Raw genomic sequence first — 18,836 nt, 5'->3', positions numbered from 1 at the left:
CCGACGCCGCCCACCAGCGGGGCATGCGCGTCATCATCGACTTCGTCATGAACCACACCAGTGACCAGCACCCGTGGTTCCAGGAGTCCAGGAACAACCCCGACGGCCCCTACGGCGACTACTACATGTGGGCCGACGACGACAAGCAGTACCAGGACGCGCGGATCATCTTCGTCGACACCGAGGCCTCCAACTGGACCTTCGACCCGGTCAGGGAGCAGTACTTCTTCCACCGGTTCTTCTCCCACCAGCCGGACCTCAACTACGAGAACCCGGCCGTCCAGGAGGAGATCCTGGCCGCCCTGCGCTTCTGGCTGGACCTGGGCATCGACGGGTTCCGGCTCGACGCCGTGCCCTACCTGTACGCGGAGGAGGGCACCAACTGCGAGAACCTGCCCGCCACGCACGAGTTCCTCAGGCGGGTGCGCCGCGAGATCGACGCGATGTACCCGGACACGGTGCTGCTGGCGGAGGCCAACCAGTGGCCGGAGGACGTCGTCGACTACTTCGGCGACTACCGCAACGGCGGCGACGAATGCCACATGGCATTTCACTTCCCGGTCATGCCGCGGATCTTCATGGCGGTCCGGAGGGAATCGCGCTACCCGGTCTCGGAAATCCTCGCCAAGACCCCGGCCATTCCCTCGAACTGCCAGTGGGGCATCTTCCTGCGCAACCACGACGAGCTCACCCTCGAAATGGTGACCGACGAGGAACGCGACTACATGTGGGCGGAGTACGCCAAGGACCCCCGCATGCGCGCCAACATCGGCATCCGGCGGCGCCTCGCCCCGCTGCTCGACAACGACCGCGACACGATCGAGCTGTTCACCGCCCTGCTGCTGTCCCTGCCCGGCTCGCCGATCCTCTACTACGGCGACGAGATCGGCATGGGCGACAACATCTGGCTCGGCGACCGCGACGCCGTCCGCACGCCGATGCAGTGGACCCCGGACCGCAACGCCGGCTTCTCCACGGCCGACCCCGGCCGCCTCTGCCTGCCGACCATCATGGACCCGGTCTACGGCCACCAGGTCACCAACGTCGAGGCGTCGATGGCGTCGCCCTCCTCGCTGCTGCACTGGACCCGCCGCATGATCGAGATCCGCAAGCAGAACCCCGCCTTCGGCCTCGGCTCCTACACCGAGCTCCAGTCCTCCAACCCGGCGGTGCTGGCCTTCCTGCGGGAGTACGAGGACGACCTGGTCCTGTGTGTGAACAACTTCGCCCGCTTCGCCCAGCCGACCGAGCTCGATCTGCGGGAGTTCGCAGGTCGTCACCCGGTCGAACTGTTCGGCGGGGTCCGTTTCCCGGCCATCGGTGAACTGCCGTACCTGCTGACCCTCGGCGGGCACGGTTTCTACTGGTTCCGGCTCTCCCGAGTGGCATCCCGCATCGGTCGACGACTTTGAGCGTGTGCCGACGAAAGGACGCGTCACCATGCCGAAGACCGCATTCCTCCGACCCAGACGTACGGACGTCGACGACCCGATGGTCTCGCTCGACGGTCTGCTGCGCGACTGGCTGCCCAGGCAGCGCTGGTTCGCGGGCAAGGACCGGCCGGTCACGGACCTGACCCTGCTGTCGATGACCGAGCTGTTCCCGGGCTGTCTGCACCTGCTGGTGCAGGCCGCCCACGCGCCGGTGCCGGCTCCCGGCGGCGGCGCACCGGCCGGTGACTGCTACCAGCTGCTGCTGGGCGTGCGGCAGCACCTGTCGCCGCGCCTGGGCCGGGCGCTCATCGGCCGGCCGGAACAGGGGCCGTTCGCGGGAATGACGGTGTACGACGCGCTGCACGACCCCCGGTCGGCGCAGCTGCTCCTGGAGCGGCTGCGGCATCCGGGCTCGGCCGGTCCGCTGCGCTTCGAGTGCGACCCCTCGGTGTCGGTGCCGGCGGGGCTGCCGCCGCGGCTGCTGGAGGCAGAACAGTCCAACTCCTCGCTGGTGTACGGCGACGAGTTCATCCTGAAGCTGTTCCGGCGCATCCAGCCCGGCGTCAACCCGGACCTGGAGGTGCCGGGTGCGCTGGCCGGACAGGGATGTCGCCGGGTGCCCGCACCGGTGGCCTGGTTCTGTACCGGGCATCCGCAGGAGGCGACGCTGGGCGTGCTCCAGCCGTATCTGCGCGATGCGTCGGACGGCTGGACACTGGCGCTGCGCGCGCTCGCCACCGGTGACGACTTCACCGCGCAGGCGCACGAGCTGGGGCAGGCCACGGCGGAGGTGCACCTCGCGCTGGCGTCGGCGTTCCCCGCCGGTACGCACGGCGAGAGCGGCCGTACGGCGGAGGCGATGACCGAGCGGCTGGACTCCGCGGCGCACTGCGTGCCGGCGCTCAAGCCGTTCGTGCCGGGGCTGCGGGCCGCCTTCGGTGCGCTCGCCACCTGCGATGCCGGGCCGGCCGCCCAGCGCATCCACGGCGACCTGCACCTGGGTCAGGTGCTGCGGGCGGGGCGGGAGTGGTTCGTCATCGACTTCGAGGGCGAACCGTCGAAACCGCTCGCCGAGCGGCGCAGTGCCCACTCCCCGGTGCGGGACATCGCCGGCATGCTCCGCTCCTTCGACTACGCGGCCCGGCAACGCCGCCCCTGGCGCCCGGAGTGGGCGCGCCGCTGCCGGGAGGCGTTCTGCGCGGGGTACGCCTCCCGCGCCGGATGGGATCCACGCAAGAAGCACGGTCTGCTCCGAGCCTACGAGACGGACCGAGCCGTGTACGAAGTGCTGTACGAAGCCAGACACCGCCCGGACTGGCTCCCTGTACCCATGGCGGCGATCGAACGTCTCGCCGTGAGAGGAGACTGACCCGTGGCCCTGCGCGACGACCCTTCACTGCCCGAGCCGTCCGGACCTTCCCGGAGTCGTACGGCCCCTCCGCTCGACCCGGTCGACCGTGAGCGTCTGCTGGCGGGCGCCCATCACGACCCGCACGCCCTGCTGGGCGCCCACCCGGTGACCGGCGGGATCGTGTTCCGGGCGCTGCGCCCCTTCGCCCGCTCCGTGAGCGTCGTGATCGACGGGAAGCGCACAGCGCTGGCCTCGGAGGGCGACGGGCTCTTCTCCGGTGTCCTGCCGCGGAAGAGGATCCCCGCCTACACGCTGGTGGTGGCGTACGCGGAGGGGGAGCAGGAGGTGCACGACCCGTACCGCTTCCTGCCCGCTCTCGGCGAGACCGACCTTCACCTCATCCGTGAGGGCAGGCACGAGCAGTTGTGGAAGGCCCTCGGCGCCGAGCCGATGACCCACCAGGGCGTGGCCGGTACCCGCTTCACGGTGTGGGCGCCGAACGCCCAGGGGGTGCGGGTCGCCGGGGAGTTCACCTTCTGGGACGGGCAGGCCTTCCCGATGCGGTCGCTCGGCTCGTCGGGCGTGTGGGAGCTGTTCCTGCCGGGCATCGGTGAGGGGGCCTGCTACAAGTTCGAGATCACCTCCCGGTACGGCGGACGGTTCCTCAAGGCCGACCCGATGGCGCGTCGCTGCGAGGTGCCGCCGGACACGGCGTCGATCGTCACCTCCTCGCAGTACGAGTGGGGCGACCGGGAGTGGATGGACCACCGCGGTGACGTGCCGGTGCACGTGGCGCCGTTCTCGGTGTACGAGGTCCATCTGCCGTCCTGGCGACCGGGGCTGACGTACCGGCAACTCGCCGAGGAGCTGCCGTCGTATGTCAGGGACCTGGGCTTCACCCACGTCGAGCTGATGCCGGTCGCGCAGCACCCCTTCAGCGGTTCCTGGGGCTACCAGGTCACCGGCTTCTACGCGCCGATGGCACGGCTCGGCACGCCGGACGACTTCAAGTACCTGGTCGACGCCCTGCACCGGGCCGGCATCGGTGTGATCATGGACTGGGTGCCGGCGCACTTCCCGAAGGACGACTGGGCGCTGGCCCGCTTCGACGGGGACCCGCTGTACGAGCCGGGAGACGACCGGCGGGCGGAGCATCCGGACTGGGGGACGTACGAGTTCGACTTCGGCCGGGTCGAGGTGCGCAACTTCCTGGTCGCCAACGCCGTGTACTGGTGCGAGGAGTTCCACATCGACGGGCTGCGGGTGGACGCCGTCGCCTCGATGCTCTACCTCGACTACTCGCGTGACTCGGGCCAGTGGTCGCCGAACGTGTTCGGGGGCCGCGAGGACCTCGACGCGGTGGCGTTCCTGCAGGAGATGAACGCGACCGTGTACCGGCGGGCGCCGGGTGTGGTCACCATCGCCGAGGAGTCGACCGCCTGGGACGGCGTGACCCGGCCCACCGACAGCGGGGGTCTCGGCTTCGGCCTGAAGTGGAACATGGGCTGGATGCACGACTCGCTCGGCTACATCAGTCACGAACCGGTCCACCGCAAGTACCACCACAACGAGTTGACCTTCTCGATGGTGTACGCGTACAGCGAGAACTACGTGCTGCCGATCTCGCACGACGAGGTGGTCCACGGCAAGCAGGCCCTGGTGTCGAAGATGCCGGGCGACTGGTGGCAGCAGCGCGCCAACCACCGCGCCTACCTGGGGTTCATGTGGGCGCATCCCGGCAAGCAACTCCTCTTCATGGGCCAGGAGTTCGCGCAGGGTTCGGAGTGGTCCGAGGCGCACGGGCCCGACTGGTGGGTGCTCGACCCCGCCTACGGGGCGGAGCCCGACCACCGCGGGGTGCGGGACCTGGTCCGCGATCTCAACACGGTCTACCGCCGCACGCCCGCGCTGTGGCAGCGCGACACCGACCCGGCCGGCTTCCGGTGGGTGATCGGTGACGCGGCCGAGGACAACGTCTTCGCGTTCCTCAGATACGACGCCGAGGGCAGCCCGTTGCTCGCGGTCTCCAACCTCTCCCCCGTGGTCCGCGACGACTACCGCCTCGGAGTCCCGGACGACGTCCCGGCCTGGGTGGAGGCCCTCAACACCGACGCGGCGTGCTACGGCGGCAGTGATCTGACGCGGCCCGACCCGGTCAAACCGGAGGACGGGGCGCTGCGGCTGACCCTGCCTCCCCTCGCGACGGTGTGGCTGGTACCGCAACCCGGCTGAGGCCCCGCGGCGACGGCAGGATTCCGAACGGCCCAGGTGGGCAGTCGGTGTCGTACACGAGTGAGCAATCGATCCTCACCGTCGCCAAGGGCCACAGAAAGGCTGCATCACGTGCGCACCGTCGGAGTGGAGGAGGAACTCCTCCTGGTCGACCCGGAGACCGGTGAACCTCAGGCGCTGTCCGCCGCGGTTCTCGCGCGCGTCGCGCAGGACGACGCCGATCAGGACGTCTTCGAGAAGGAACTGCACAACCAGATGCTCGAGTTCGCGACGCATCCGCAGTCGGGCATGGAGGAGCTGCGTTCGGAGATCGTCCGCTGCCGCAAGGAGGCAGCCCGGCACGCCGGGGAGATCGGCTGCACCGTCGCCGCGCTGGCGACGTCCCCGCTGCCCGTCAGCCCCTCCGTGGGGATGGGGCGCCGGTACCGGTGGATGGAGGAGCAGTACGGGATCGCCACCAGGGAACAGCTCGTCATGGGCTGTCATGTGCATGTGTCGGTGGAGTCCGACGAGGAGGGCGTCGCGGTTATCGACCGGATCCAGCCCTGGCTGACGGTCCTGGCCGCGCTGAGCGCCAACTCCCCTTTCTGGCAGGGCAAGGACACCCGCTACAGCAGCTATCGCAGCCGGGTGTGGCAGCGGTGGCCGTCGGCCGGCCCGACCGAGCGGTTCCGCTCGGCCGAGCGTTATCACCGCCGGGTCGCGGACATGGTGGCCACCGGGGTGATCCTCGACGAGGGGATGATCTACTTCGACGCCCGGCTGTCCAGGAACTACCCCACGGTGGAGATCCGTGTCTCGGACGTCTGTCTGCACGCCGGCACGCCGGTGCTGATCGCCGCCCTCGCCCGCGGTCTCGTGGAGACCGCTGCGCGTGAGTGGCGGGCGGGCCGGGAAGCGGAGGGGCACAGCGTGAGCCTGCTCAGGCTGGCCGCCTGGCGTGCCGCCCGGTCCGGGCTGACCGAGGAACTGCTCCACCCCGTCACCATGCATCGCATGCCGGCCGAGACGGTGGTGCGGGCACTGCTCGACCACGTCGGGGACGCCCTCACCGAGACCGGCGACTACGACCGCGCCCACGAGATGTGCGCCGAACTGCTGCGCACCGGCAGCGGCGCCGGAGTGCAGCGCGCGTTGCTGGAACGGACCGGCAGCCTGAGGGACGTGGTCACCGAGTGCGCGCGCATCACCCAGGCGTGAGCCCTCCGGGTGCGGGGGGGGGCTCGCTCGGTCCGTGGTTCCGGACCGCTTCACCGGCCCCTCCTCACACCATCAGGGTGATGGCGTAGGCGAGGAAGAAGGCCGCGATCAGGATGGCGAGGCCGAGGATCAGCACCAGCGGCGCCTTGGCCCAGCCCTTGGTCGTATCTCTCGGGCCCGCCTCGGGCATGCTGCTCTCGGCGGGCGGAGACTCGCCCGGGGGGACACCGCCGCCCGGTTCGAGTCCGGTGGTGTGTTCGGGATCGGGATCTGGGTTCGTGTAACTCATGCCCTCCGAGTCCCCCGAACCCGCCGAGATCATCGGCGGGCGGGCCAGTTCTCCGATCCCGGCACCGGACGCCCTCGCCTGGGCTAGATTCGAGCGGCCGCAGATAACCGTACTCGTCGGCGGAGTCACACCCCGTACACATCAGGAGCAGCGCATGCGCGACTTCGCCCTCGCTCCCCCGGCCACCTCGCACCTGACCGGCGGGCTCGCCGACAGCGTCTTCGACACGGCCGCCCGCAACCCCACCCAGCCCGTGATCGCCCGCCGCTCGGACGTCTCCCCCGCCGACTGGGAGGAGGTGACCGCGGTGGAGCTGCGGGACGAGGTGATGGACGTGGCCAAGGGGCTGGTCGCGTCCGGGATCTCGCCGGGGCACCGCGTGGCGATCATGGCGCGTACCCGGTACGAGTGGACCGTCCTGGGCCTCGCCCTGTGGGCGGTGGGCGCCGAGGTGGTGCCCATTCACCCGACGTCGTCGCGCGACCAGGTGGAGTGGATGCTGCGGGACGCCGGCTGCGTGGCCGTCGTCGTCGAGGACGAACAGGCCGTGATGACGGTGGGCTCCGTCTGCGCGGCCCTGCCGCGGTTGCGCCACGTCTGGCAGCTGGACGCCGGCGCTCTCGCGCAGCTGGTGCAGCGGGGCGAGTTCATCCCGCTCGCCACGGTGGAGTCGCTGCGCCGCATCGTGCTCCCGGACTCCACCGCCGTCGTCGCCTACACCTCCGGCACCACCGGCCGTCCGCTCGGCTGCGCGCTCAGCCACCGCGGCCTGGCGAGCCCCTGCGACACGCTGCTGGAGGGGTGGGGACACACGGCCGCACCGCCCGGGGAGCAGGGGTCGGTCCTCGCCTTCCTGCCGTTCTCCCACGTGTACGGCCTCATGATCCAGGGCATGTGCCTGCGCGGCGGCCTGCTGATGGCCCACGAACCGGACCTGAGCGCGGAGGCGCTGTCCGCTGCGCTGCGCACGTTCCGCCCCACCTACTTCTACGGCGTGCCGTCGGTGTTCGAGAGGATCTACAAGACCTTCCTGCGCACCGCCCAACAGGCGGGGCGGGGCGCCCTGTTCGAGCGGGCGGCGGAGACGGCACGGGACTTCGCCGCCGCGTGCGAGCGGCACCGGCTGGGGGAAGGCCCCGGGCCCGGTTTCGACCTGCGCCTCCAACACGCCCTGTACGAACGCACGGTGTACCGCAAGCTGCGGGGTGCCCTCGGCGGCAGGGCCCGTCGCGCGACCTCGGGCGGATCGTCCCTCAACCGTGAACTCAGCCTGTTCTACGAGGGCATCGGCATCTACGTCCACGACGGGTACGGGCTCACCGAGACCAGCGGCGGCGTCACGATGCAGCCGTTGGGCCGGGAGAAGTCCGGCACCGTCGGACAGGCCCTGCCCGGCACGGACCTCCGGGTCGCCGACGACGGGGAGATCCTGGTACGCGGCCCGTCGGTGTTCCAGGGCTACGTGGGCGACGACGCGGCGACCCGGGCCGCGCTGGCGCACAACGGCTGGCTCGCCACGGGGGACCTCGGGCGGCTGGACTCCGAGGGCTATCTGACGATCACCGGGCGCAAGAAGGACGTCATCATCACCAACAGCGGCAAGAGCGTCGCTCCGGCCGGCCTGGAGCACCGGCTGCGGATGCATCCGCTCATCCACCAGGCGGTCGTGGTGGGCGACAACCGGCCGTGTGTGGGGGCGCTGATCACGCTGGACCCGGAGTTCCTCGCGCACTGGCGGGCGGGCCTGGCGCCGGCCAGTGACGCGCCGAACCGGGAGGCGCGGGAGGAGAACGCGCTGCGGGAGGAGATCACCCGGGCCGTGGCCGCCGCCAACAGCGCGGTCTCACGCGCGGAGTCGATCCGGGTCTTCCGCATCCTGGCGGAACCGTTCGACCTGGCCAGCGGGCTGCTGACACCGTCGATGAAGCTGCGCCGGGACCTGATCGTGCAGACGTACGCGCTGGAGATCGACGCGATGTACCAGGCGCGCTCCCGCGGCCGGTCGCAGGGCGTGGTGGACGAGTCGGCGAGCTGGGACGAGGCGGACAACGTGTTCCGGTGACGGCGGCCCCCTGCGTTTCCGGAGTGTCGGAGTGTCGGGCCTGCCCTGGCCATGCCGAAGGGCGCATGCCGTGATCCGCATGCGCCCTCTCGGTGCCTGTCTGCTGTTCGGGCAGGTGCTCGGTCAGCCGCCGATGTACCAGCTGGAGCCGCCGTTCGACGCGGCCAACGCGAGCAGCACCGCGAAGATGACCAGATCGACAATGCCGAGAATGATTCCGGCCTTGGCCATTCCCGCCCCGCCCTTGGCTGCTGCCTGGCGCATTCCCACGGCGCCCAGGATGATCGCGATCGGACCGAGAATCACGTTGAAGAAGATCAGTCCGAGGATTCCGCAGATGAGGCTCGCGATGGCCAGACCGTTGGTGCGTGACCTGGATGAAGCCGCAGAGGAACCGCCGTAACTCGTCATCACATTCTCCCGGTTTCGGGTGCTTGGATATTCGAGCGAGTTCCCTCCGATACGCCATACATACCGGCCTTTTGATGGAACGTCAGAAGAATTCCGTAATCCCTAATTCCGCTTGTCGCCGGCGCCGTTCGAACCCGGGGCGGGCCCGCGGGTGAGCACAGACACGGGGCAGGGGAGGTTTACATCCCGCGGTTCGTCGTAGACGCAGGTGAGAAGCCCGCGCCGACCCACGGGGAGTTGCCGCCGATGAACCACCGTCGTGTCAGAAACGTGTGCGCCGCCGGGGCCCTCCTCGCCGGCATCGGCGGTGCTCGGTGCGCCGACGGTCCGCACTGGGTGCCGGCGGCGACTCTCCTGCTCACCGCCCTCGGACTCGCGGCCGCCGCGGCGCGGGAGGCGCGGGCCCACAGCCGGGTGGTGGAGGCGCATCGCCTCGCCCGGCAGGCCGCGCTGGGCGTGCGGCCCCGGTGGTCGCCGCCCCGGCCCTGCTGTGACTTCTGGCGCGGCTTCGAGGGCGCCGACCACCACCCCGACTGTGTCCGCGCGGACGGCACGGCCGCCCAAGTGGCGCGAGCCTGGCGAGAACTGCACACCGCGTGCTGTCTGCGGGGCTGGGAGTCCCGCGGAGCGGTGCACGATCCCGAGGCCTGCGCCGTCAGGGCGGCCGCGTAGCCCGGGCGGTGCGTCAGCGTCGACGACCGCGAGTTGCCCAGGAACTGCCCACGCCCGCGAGCTGCAGGGCCAGCACCATCAGGCCGAGGAGCATGACGTTGGTCGACGTGAAGACATCGTTGGTCGAGATCTCGGCCGCGTTGATCAGGAACGCGATGAAGAACAGGACTGCCGCAGCTATGGCGAGCACGGGTCACCCTCCGTTCGTATTCTCCTACGAAGTCCCTCTGCCCCCGATCCGCGGCGGCAGGCACAGGAACGTCACAGAGTCCGCCCCGTCCGATCCCGCGCAGGCGCGTAGGCTCTGTTCGCCTGGGAACTCGCAGACCGTGGGGGGTGTAAGGGAAAGCACTACTGCCCTGCTGATGACGGGGCCGGGAAGGCGAGATGTCAACCGAGCCACAGAGGGACGACACACTGACTTCCAAGGAGATCCCGAGCCGCAGCAGCCGCTTTTCGGGCGAGCTGCGCAACGTGACGGGTGCGCGCCTTGAAGCGGAGAAATTTCTCCTTGCGCTGGCGAGTACCTCGCCACCGGCCGCACCGGAGTACTGGGACGACATACTGCTGGTCGTCACGGAACTCGCCGCCAACGCCGTGCAATACGCTCCGGGACCTTTCGAGCTGTCCATGCGCCGCACCTTCGACGGCGTCCACGTGGTCATGAGGGACACCAACACCACACCGCCGGCGCCCCGCCCGTTCCACCCCAGCCAGGGTGGCGGGGGCATCGGCTGGCACCTGATCCACACGCTGTGCGACCAGGTCAGCGTCCTGACCAACGACAGCGGCAAGGAGATCCACGTCTTCCTCCCCTGGTGAGACCGGTGAGACCGGCAGACCTGGAGGAAGGGGATCTCAGGCGGGCGCCTCGCGCAACGGCACGAACACGCTGACCGTCTTGCCGCCCCCGGGACGCAGTTCGACGGCGATCTCGCGGGCGAGACGAATGATCAGTGGCCAGCCGTAGCCGTTGCCGTGGTGGCCGACCGGCAGGACACCGGGTCCGTAGGCCACGTCGGGCACGACCTCACTGTTGTCGTGCACAGCGAGCCGGACCCCGCCGGGAGCGGGCACTACGTCGAAACCCGCCAGTCCGTCACCGTGCCGGATGGCGTTGGTCACCAGTTCCGAGACGACCAGCAGCAGGTCGATGACGTCTTCCTCCCGCGCGGCGCGGGAGCCCGAGCCCCAGCCGTCGCGCACCACTGACTTCGCGTACGCACGTGCCTCCGCGGCGGTCGTCACCCGGGACTGCGCCCGCATCCCGTCGTGTGCGCGCTCCGGGGCCCTCACGTCGGCGTCACCGCCCGTGGCGCCTTTGTCGCGGTCCCGGAACCGTCGACCAGGACGAGGCATCCCGCCGTTCCTGTCACCTCGATCAGCCTCTCCCGTCTCTGGCGCAATCAGTGCGGCCGCCTGCGGGCGGCCGCCGCCGGTCAGTCCGGCGACGGGTGCCCGGGGCTTCGGCGGCCACTGCCCTCGGCGCGCCGCGCGTACGGTCCCCTCAGGTGGTGGTCGGCTCGCGCGGCGGGAGCCGATGGTAATACTCGCCGACGCTCGCCAGGTACACGCGGTCCATGGTTTCGCTGTCCGTCCGGAACCGGGGCGCGGCCTTCACCTCGCCCCGCGTGCAGGACAGGGCTATCTTCCGCTCCGCGGTGTCGACGGCCGTCATGACGCCGACCGGAACCAGAACGCTCCGGCCGAAGATCCACACGCCGGTGTCGACGACCAGGTGCCGCATCCCGAAGTGGTCGGCCTGCCGGTCCACATGCCCGATCGTGCCGTCGGTCGCCGCCACCGTGTAACCCGTGAGCTCCTGTCCCTCCACATGACCGCTGTCCGGTGCGTACGACCAGATTCCCTCGATGGCCACACCGCTCCTTCCTCCCCGAGCCGACGAACGGTTGACGAGCCGGCGGCCCGGTGGCGCGCCCGCTCGCTCCACAGCAGCGGTTACCCTCCGACCGCGTTCGCACTCTGCGCATCGCGTCACAACGAGCAGCACCGCCTCCGGGCCACCGACCGACCCTCTCGGCCGGAAATCGATCTTCTGGGCCGGAAGAGGGACAGCACTAGGGGAAACTGTTCCCAGTACCCTCGTCGAGCCCACGCATGCACGTCCCGCACCTGCTTTTCACGCGTGGGGCAGAAGTTGCCCCGACGCTTTGTGAGCCGCTCGACACCTGGGTTAGCCTGCGTCGTCTTTCTCATCGCGCAGATCCGTGAACTGCGGAAACGCACGCACGACTTGCGGGGCCGCCGGACGGCCCGACTTGGTTCCGAGTCCTCGCCGCGAGGGCTCCTGGGGAGCGGAACGAGGGTACGCATGACCAGCAACACCACCGAGGGCACCGATGCGGTCCCGGGGGACCACGAGCTGAGACAGCTCCTGGCGGGGCTCACGGCCGTACGGGACGGGGACTTCGGCACCCGTCTGCCGGACGACGGTGAGGGCCTTCTGGGCGACATCGCCACCGTGTTCAACGGCATGGTCGACCAGCTGTCCGTGTTCACCTCCGAGGTCACCCGCGTCGCCCGCGAGGTCGGCACCGAGGGGACGCTCGGCGGGCAGGCTGAGGTACCGGGCGTCTCGGGGACCTGGGCCGACCTCACGGACTCCGTCAACGCCATGGCGGGCAACCTGACCACCCAGGTGCGTGACATCGCGCAGGTGGCCACGGCGGTGGCCAAGGGCGACCTCTCGCAGAAGATCGACGTTCCCGCGCGCGGCGAGATCCTTCAGCTGAAGGAGACCGTCAACACGATGGTCGACCAGCTCTCCGCCTTCGCCGACGAGGTCACCCGCGTCGCCCGCGAGGTCGGCAGCGAGGGCCGGCTCGGCGGTCAGGCGCAGGTGCCGGGGGTCGCCGGCGTCTGGCGGGACCTCACCGACTCGGTGAACCTGATGGCGGGCAACCTCACCGCGCAGGTCCGCAACGTCGCCCAGGTGACGACGGCGGTCGCGCAGGGCGACCTCTCCCAGAAGATCACCGTCGACGCCCGCGGCGAGATCCTCGAGCTGAAGAACACCATCAACATCATGGTCGACCAGCTCTCCGCCTTCGCCGACGAGGTCACCCGCGTCGCCCGCGAGGTCGGTACCGAGGGGCGGCTCGGCGGTCAGGCGGACGTCAAGGGGGTGAAGGGCACCTGGCGGGACCTCACCGACTCGGTCAACTTCATGGCGGGCAACCTCACCGCGCAGGTCCGCAACGTCGCCCAGGTGGCCACGGCGGTCGCGCAGGGCGACCTCTCCCAGAAGATCACCGTCGACGCCCGCGGCGAGATCCTCGAACTGAAGAACACCATCAACACCATGGTCGACCAGCTCTCCGCCTTCGCCGACGAGGTCACCCGCGTCGCCCGCGAGGTCGGCACGGCCGGAAACCTCGGCGGACAGGCCCAGGTCCGGGGCGTCTCCGGGACCTGGAAGGACCTCACGGACAACGTCAACGTGATGGCGTCGAACCTGACCGGCCAGGTCCGCTCGATCGCACAGGTCGCGACCGCCGTGGCCCGGGGCGACCTGTCGCAGAAGATCACTGTAGAGGCCAAGGGCGAGGTCGCGGCCCTGGCGGACGTGATCAACACCATGGTCGACACGCTGTCCGCGTTCGCCGACGAGGTCACCCGCGTCGCCCGCGAGGTCGGCACCGAGGGACGGCTCGGCGGACAGGCACACGTGCCGAACGTGGCCGGCACGTGGAAGGACCTCACCGACAACGTCAACTCGATGGCCAACAACCTCACCGGTCAGGTGCGCAACATCGCGCTGGTGACGACCGCGGTGGCCAAGGGTGACCTGTCGAAGAAGATCGACGTCGACGCCCGCGGCGAGATCCTCGAACTGAAGACGACGATCAACACGATGGTCGACCAGCTCTCCGCGTTCGCCGACGAGGTGACCCGCGTGGCCCGCGAGGTGGGCACCGAGGGGCGCCTGGGCGGACAGGCCGAGGTGGAGGGTGTCTCCGGCACCTGGAAGCGCCTCACCGAGAACGTCAACGAGCTCGCGGGCAACCTGACCCGGCAGGTGCGCGCGATCGCCGAGGTGGCGAGCGCCGTCGCCGAGGGAGACCTGACGCGTTCGATCACGGTGGAGGCGTCCGGCGAGGTCGCCGAGCTCAAGGACAACATCAACTCCATGGTCGGCTCCCTGCGGGAGACCACCCGGGCCAACCAGGAGCAGGACTGGCTCAAGACGAACCTCGCCCGGATCTCCGGCCTCATGCAGGGACACCGCGACCTGCCGGTCGTGGCCGAGCTGATCATGGACGAGCTCGTGCCGCTGGTGTCGGCCCAGTACGGCGCCTTCTATCTCGCCGAGGACGGCGACGACGGCCCCGAACTGCGGCTGGTCGGCTCCTACGGCTACCCCGACGACGACTCCCGGCCCACCCGGATCGCCTTCGGACGCACCCTGGTCGGACAGGCCGCGCGCAGCCGGCGCACCATCACGGTGGACGAGCTGCCCCCGGACTACGTGACCATCTCCTCGGGGCTCGGCCAGGTGGTGCCGACCGCGCTGGTGCTGCTGCCCATCGTGGTGGAGGGCCAGGTCCTCGGTGTGATCGAGCTGGCCGCGGTTCGGCCCTTCACGGAGATCCACCAGGACTTCCTGGAACAGCTGATGGAGACCATCGGCGTCAACGTGAACACCATCGTGGCCAACGCCCGCACCGACGAGCTGCTCGGCGAGTCGCAGCGTCTGACGGGTGAACTCCAGGCCAGGTCCGCGGAGCTGCAGGCACAGCAGGAGGAACTGCAGCACTCCAACGCCGAACTGGAGGAGAAGGCCTCACTGCTGGTGGCGCAGAACCGGGACATCGAGGCGAAGAACCTGCAGATCGAGCAGGCCCGGCAGGAACTGGAGGCCCGCGCCCAGCAGTTGTCGCTGGCCTCGAAGTACAAGTCCGAGTTCCTGGCGAACATGAGCCACGAGCTGCGCACCCCGCTCAACAGTCTCCTCATCCTCGCCCAGCTGCTCGCGCAGAACCCCTCGCGCAACCTCACCCCCAAGCAGGTCGAGTACGCGGGGATCATCCACTCCGCGGGGTCGGATCTGCTCCAGCTGATCAACGACATCCTGGACCTGTCGAAGGTCGAGGCCGGAAAGATGGACGTCGCGCCGGAACTGGTCCCCCTGCGGCAGCTCATCGAGTACGTGGAGGCCACCTTCCGGCCCATGACGACGCAGAAGAGCCTGGACTTCACGGTGACCACGGCCCCCGGCGCGCCCGCGGACCTGTTGACCGACGACTCCCGGCTGCGCCAGGTGCTCCGCAACCTGCTGTCCAACGCGGTCAAGTTCACCGAACAGGGCAGCGTGGAACTGCGCGTCGAACCCGCGGTCGACGACGAGGTGCCCAGGGGCGTGCTGCGCGGCGGCACCATCGTGGCGTTCCGCGTGAAGGACACCGGTATCGGCATCCAGGAACAGCAGCTGGAGACCATCTTCGGCGCGTTCCAGCAGGCGGACGGCACGACGAGCCGTAAGTACGGGGGCACGGGTCTCGGCCTGTCCATCACCCGGGAGATCGCCCATCTGCTGGGCGGCGCGGTGACCGTGGACAGCACGCCCGGCCAGGGCAGCACGTTCACGCTCTTCCTGCCGGTGACCCGGCCCGACTTCGAGGAGTTGCTGGACCGCGGCCGGTCCCTCGACCAGGCGCCGGGCGCAGGGCTCGCGCCCGACGCCGTGCACAGCCGGCCGCTGGTCGGCGGCCTGCCGCCCGCCGGCGGCACCGGGGGGCGTCCACGCCGGCTGCTGGTGGTGGAGGAGCGCTCTCGCGGTCTGCTCACGCTCGTCGCCGAGAGCGTGGTCGCGGACATGTCCCACGGCCGGGGCGGAAGCGGCCCCGGGGTGACCGTCGACGTCATCACCGCCGTCGGGGGCCAGGAGGCCGCGGGGGCCCTGGCCGACGAGCCGTGCCACTGCGTCGTACTGGAACTGGGCATGCCGGACGGGGAGGCCTCCCGCTTCCTCGAGGCCCTGCGCGGCGACTCCGCGCTGGCCGGCGTGCCGGTCCTCGTGCACAGCGGCCACCGCGCCGACCTCGCCACGGAGAAGGCGCTGCGGGCCCGCTCGGAGGCCGGAGCGCTGGAGTTCCTGTCCAGTCTGGACGAACTGCGCGAGCGCATCGCGCTGCACCTCTCGGCCGAGGAACCCGGCGACGTGCTGTCGCTGGTCCGCTCGGAGGGGCCGCAGGAGTCCACGCCGCAGGCGGTCGACGACCCGCTCGTCGGCCGGACCGTGCTGGTCGTCGACGACGACGCCCGCAACCTCTTCGCGCTCAGCGGCATCCTCGAGCTGCACGGCTTCCGGGTGCTGCACGCGGACAACGGCCGCAAGGGCATCGAGGCCCTGGTCGACAACCCGGACGTCGCCATCGTGCTGATGGACGTCATGATGCCGGAGATGGACGGCTACACGGCCACGGCCGAGATCCGCAGGATGCCGCAGTACGCCGAGCTGCCCATCATCGCCGTCACCGCGAAGGCGATGCCGGGCGACCGGGAGAAGTCCCTCGCCTCGGGCGCCAGCGACTACGTCACCAAGCCCGTCGACACCCAGGACCTGATCGCCTGCGTCCGACGCTGGTTGCCCGCATGAGACCGCCGACGCCCGCCCGGCGCTCCCGCCGGCCGGGCCCGCGTCCCCTCTTCCGCGCCCCAGCGCCCGACGGCCTAGGAGCCTTCGCACCGTGAGCATCTCCGAGCAACCGCACGATTCCGGCGAAGGAGAGGCACCGCCCGCGCCCGCCTCTCCCCCGGTTCGTTCCGAATCCCCCGCGGACCCGACCGACGACGGGCCCGCCCCCGACCGGTCCGCCCCGTCCGCGTCTCCCGTCGGCCGGCTGGCCGCCACCGTCGAGCGGTTGCGCCGCGAGGTGCGGGCGGCGCAGGCGGAGGCCGAGGGACGCGCCCTGGTCGAACTCGCCAAGGGCGTCCTCGTGGAACGTCTGCAGTGCGGCCCCGCACAGGCCGCCCGCCAGCTCATGGAGCTGGCCGAGCAGGCCAAGGTGACACCCCTGGAGCTGGCCGTCGAGGTCATCAACCAGGCCGCCCGGGACCGGATGTCGGAGGTCACCGACGCCTTCCTCGCCGCCACGTCGGAGACCGCGGAACCGGTGGTCGACTCGGCGGCCGTACGGCTGCGGGCCGCCGAGAGCGGTGCGCTGGCCGCGGACGACACCCAGGCCGTGGCGGACTCCCTGTTGCAGCAGGCCCTGCTGCCCCTGGGGGCGGTGGCCGTCGCCATCTGGGCGGCGGGCCCGGACGGCTCCCTCACCCTGGCGGGCAGCGCCGGGTTCTCCCCGGTCGAGGCGGCGCGCTGGCGCTACGTGCCGCCGGACGTGGTCACGGTGGCGCGGCGCGGGCTCACCGAGCGCGACGGTCAGTGGATCACGTCCCTCGCCGCGACCGGTCTGCCCAGCATCGGCCGGCACCAGCATCCGGACGGCGGCCGGGCCGCGCTGCCCGCCGGTACCGGTGGGCGCGTGCACGGTGTGCTGGAGATCGTGTGGCCCACTCCCACGGATCCCCAGCCGGCGCGGATCGCCCGCCAGCTGGAGGCCCTGGCCGAGCTGTGCGCCCACACGCTGGAGACGTACACACTGCGCCAGGGCTCGGTGTCGGACCCCCGTGTCATGCCGGACGCGGCGGAGTTGATGGACCTGGCCGACGGGCTGCACGACCCCGCCCTGGTCCTGGTGCCGCACCTCGACGACTCCGGCCATCTGGTGGACTTCCGCATCCAGCATGTGAACGGCCGGTTCCTCGATCCCGCGGGCCGGCCCCGTGCCGTCATCAACGGCGCCCTGCTGCTGGAGGCCTACCCGATGGCCGCCGGGGACAGCGAGCTGTTCCAGCGCGTCGAGCGGGTCCACGCGACCGGCGAGCCCTTCCGCGCGCAGCGGATGAACCTCACCGCCCTGGTCGACCAGGTCCCGCTCTCGGCGGTCGCCGACATCAGCATCAGCCGGCACGGAAGCGGCGTCCTGCTGCTGTGGCGGATCGAGGACGAGACCGCGCGGCTGGCGAGCCTGTTGCAGAACGCCCAGCGGCTCGGACGGATCGGCGGCTTCGAGGAGAACCTGCTGACCGCCGAGATCACCTGGAACGGCCAGCTCTTCGACCTGTACGGCCGCTCCCCGTCGAGCACCCCGGTGCCGCTGGAGGAGCTGCCGGCCCACGCCCATCCCGACGACACCGTGGCCATCCGCCGGTTCCTGCGGACGGTGCTGCACCAACGGCGTTCCGCGTCGACGGCGTTCAGGTTGCAGCGGCCCGACGGGGTGACCCGCCACATCCGGGTGGTCGCCGAGCCGGTGCTCGACACGGACGGCCGGCTGTTCGCCGTCCGGGGGGCCTACCAGGACATCTCCGCCCAGCACTGGACCGAGGTCGCGCTGGCGGCCACGCGCGACCAGCTCGCGCACACCGAGCAGCAGGCAACCGAGCGCAACCGGCTGACCCTGCAGCTGCAGCACGCCATCATGCCGCCCGCACAGGCCCCGCTCCAGGTCCCCGACCTCCAGGTGGCCGTGCGTTACCGGCCCGCCGAGACCGAACAGCTGGTGGGCGGCGACTGGTACGACGCCGTGGTGCTGCCGTCCGGGATGGTGCTGGTGTGCGTCGGTGACGTGGCGGGGCACGGGATAGAGGCCGCCACCAGCATGGTCGTGCTGCGCAACGCGCTGCGTGGGCTGGCCGTCACCGGCGCCGGGCCGGGCCAGCTGCTGTCGTGGCTCAACATCGTGGCGCACCACCTCACCGGTGCCGTCACCGCCACGGCGGTCTGCGGCCTGTACGACCCCGCCCGGCACACCCTGCGCTGGGCCCGCGGTGGCCATCTGCCGCCGGTACTCGTGCGGGACGCGGAGGCCGCGCCGCTGCCCTTGGTGAAGGGCATACTGCTCGGCGCCGTTCCCGAGGCGTCGTACGAGGAGGCCGAACTCCAACTGGAGCCCGGCGACACCCTGTTGATGTACACCGACGGTCTGATCGAACGCCGGGACCGGTCCGTGGAGGAGTCGCTGCGGCACCTTCTGACCACCGCTCGGGCGGCGCCCCGGACACTCGACCAGCAGCTGGACCGTCTGCTGACGTACAGCAGGTCGGACACGGACGACGACACGTGCATCGTGGGCATCCGGGTGGGCTGACTGCATACCGAGT

At 70.6% G+C, this 18,836-nt stretch carries 14 protein-coding genes; 9 read left to right on the top strand and 5 right to left on the bottom strand.

Translation table 11 applies throughout. The features are described 5' to 3' along the window. From treS to AQJ84_RS09945, 4 genes are all read left to right on the top strand, one after another. On the top strand, positions 1-1,412 hold a 1,412-nt coding region (gene treS / locus AQJ84_RS09960; protein WP_059198812.1), incomplete at its 5' end, for a maltose alpha-D-glucosyltransferase. Between the two features lie 28 nt (positions 1,413-1,440). Next, complete coding sequence (locus AQJ84_RS09955; RefSeq protein ID WP_030045604.1) at positions 1,441-2,802, top strand: maltokinase N-terminal cap-like domain-containing protein; 1,362 nt, start codon at positions 1,441-1,443, stop codon at positions 2,800-2,802. Positions 2,803-2,805: 3 nt separating this feature from the next. Continuing rightward, positions 2,806-5,016, top strand: a complete 2,211-nt coding sequence (gene glgB, locus AQJ84_RS09950; RefSeq protein ID WP_053191377.1) for a 1,4-alpha-glucan branching enzyme — start codon at positions 2,806-2,808, stop codon at positions 5,014-5,016. Positions 5,017-5,127: 111 nt separating this feature from the next. After that, positions 5,128-6,216: a glutamate--cysteine ligase 2 gene (locus AQJ84_RS09945; RefSeq protein WP_053191379.1), complete on the top strand. Its 1,089-nt coding sequence runs from the start codon at positions 5,128-5,130 to the stop codon at positions 6,214-6,216. A gap of 64 nt (positions 6,217-6,280) precedes the next feature. Here AQJ84_RS09945 and AQJ84_RS09940 read toward each other — a convergent pair whose 3' ends face one another. Then, positions 6,281-6,505, bottom strand: a complete 225-nt coding sequence (locus AQJ84_RS09940; RefSeq protein WP_030045601.1) for a DUF6480 family protein — start codon at positions 6,503-6,505, stop codon at positions 6,281-6,283. Between the two features lie 154 nt (positions 6,506-6,659). Between AQJ84_RS09940 and AQJ84_RS09935 the strand changes: the two genes are divergently transcribed. Continuing rightward, a complete protein-coding gene (locus AQJ84_RS09935) occupies positions 6,660-8,567 on the top strand; it encodes an AMP-dependent synthetase/ligase (protein WP_030045600.1) in 1,908 nt (635 codons plus the stop codon). 123 nt (positions 8,568-8,690) lie between these two features. Here AQJ84_RS09935 and AQJ84_RS09930 read toward each other — a convergent pair whose 3' ends face one another. Continuing rightward, on the bottom strand, positions 8,691-8,978 hold the full coding sequence (locus AQJ84_RS09930) for a DUF4190 domain-containing protein (RefSeq protein ID WP_030045599.1): 288 nt from the start codon (positions 8,976-8,978) through the stop codon (positions 8,691-8,693). Positions 8,979-9,224: 246 nt separating this feature from the next. Between AQJ84_RS09930 and AQJ84_RS09925 the strand changes: the two genes are divergently transcribed. Beyond that, positions 9,225-9,650 carry a hypothetical protein gene (locus AQJ84_RS09925; RefSeq protein ID WP_053191381.1) on the top strand — a complete coding sequence of 142 codons (426 nt, stop codon included), beginning with the start codon at positions 9,225-9,227 and terminating at the stop codon, positions 9,648-9,650. A 13-nt stretch (positions 9,651-9,663) separates the two neighbouring features. Here AQJ84_RS09925 and AQJ84_RS42115 read toward each other — a convergent pair whose 3' ends face one another. Then, positions 9,664-9,840, bottom strand: coding sequence for a hypothetical protein (locus AQJ84_RS42115; protein ID WP_107082713.1), 177 nt, complete (start codon positions 9,838-9,840; stop codon positions 9,664-9,666). A 197-nt stretch (positions 9,841-10,037) separates the two neighbouring features. Between AQJ84_RS42115 and AQJ84_RS09920 the strand changes: the two genes are divergently transcribed. Further along, the gene (locus AQJ84_RS09920) at positions 10,038-10,472 is read left to right on the top strand and encodes an ATP-binding protein (RefSeq protein ID WP_030045597.1); all 435 of its coding nucleotides are present in this window, start codon (positions 10,038-10,040) and stop codon (positions 10,470-10,472) included. Between the two features lie 36 nt (positions 10,473-10,508). Here the strand turns inward: AQJ84_RS09920 and AQJ84_RS09915 are convergent, their stop codons facing one another. Next, on the bottom strand, positions 10,509-11,009 hold the full coding sequence (locus tag AQJ84_RS09915) for an ATP-binding protein (RefSeq protein ID WP_310591770.1): 501 nt from the start codon (positions 11,007-11,009) through the stop codon (positions 10,509-10,511). A 148-nt stretch (positions 11,010-11,157) separates the two neighbouring features. Further along, positions 11,158-11,529, bottom strand: coding sequence for a hypothetical protein (locus tag AQJ84_RS09910; RefSeq protein WP_053191383.1), 372 nt, complete (start codon positions 11,527-11,529; stop codon positions 11,158-11,160). A 453-nt stretch (positions 11,530-11,982) separates the two neighbouring features. Here AQJ84_RS09910 and AQJ84_RS09905 point away from each other — a divergent pair, with 453 nt between their 5' ends. Then, positions 11,983-16,269, top strand: a complete 4,287-nt coding sequence (locus tag AQJ84_RS09905) for a HAMP domain-containing protein (protein WP_053191384.1) — start codon at positions 11,983-11,985, stop codon at positions 16,267-16,269. A 91-nt stretch (positions 16,270-16,360) separates the two neighbouring features. Next, positions 16,361-18,823, top strand: a complete 2,463-nt coding sequence (locus tag AQJ84_RS09900; RefSeq protein WP_053191386.1) for a SpoIIE family protein phosphatase — start codon at positions 16,361-16,363, stop codon at positions 18,821-18,823. Positions 18,824-18,836: the final 13 nt, after the last annotated feature.

It is taken from the genome of Streptomyces resistomycificus (assembly GCF_001514265.1).
Lineage (GTDB): Bacteria > Actinomycetota > Actinomycetes > Streptomycetales > Streptomycetaceae > Streptomyces > Streptomyces resistomycificus.
Note: the sequence above shows the minus strand (reverse complement) of the source record. Positions and strands in the feature narration are given on the sequence as shown.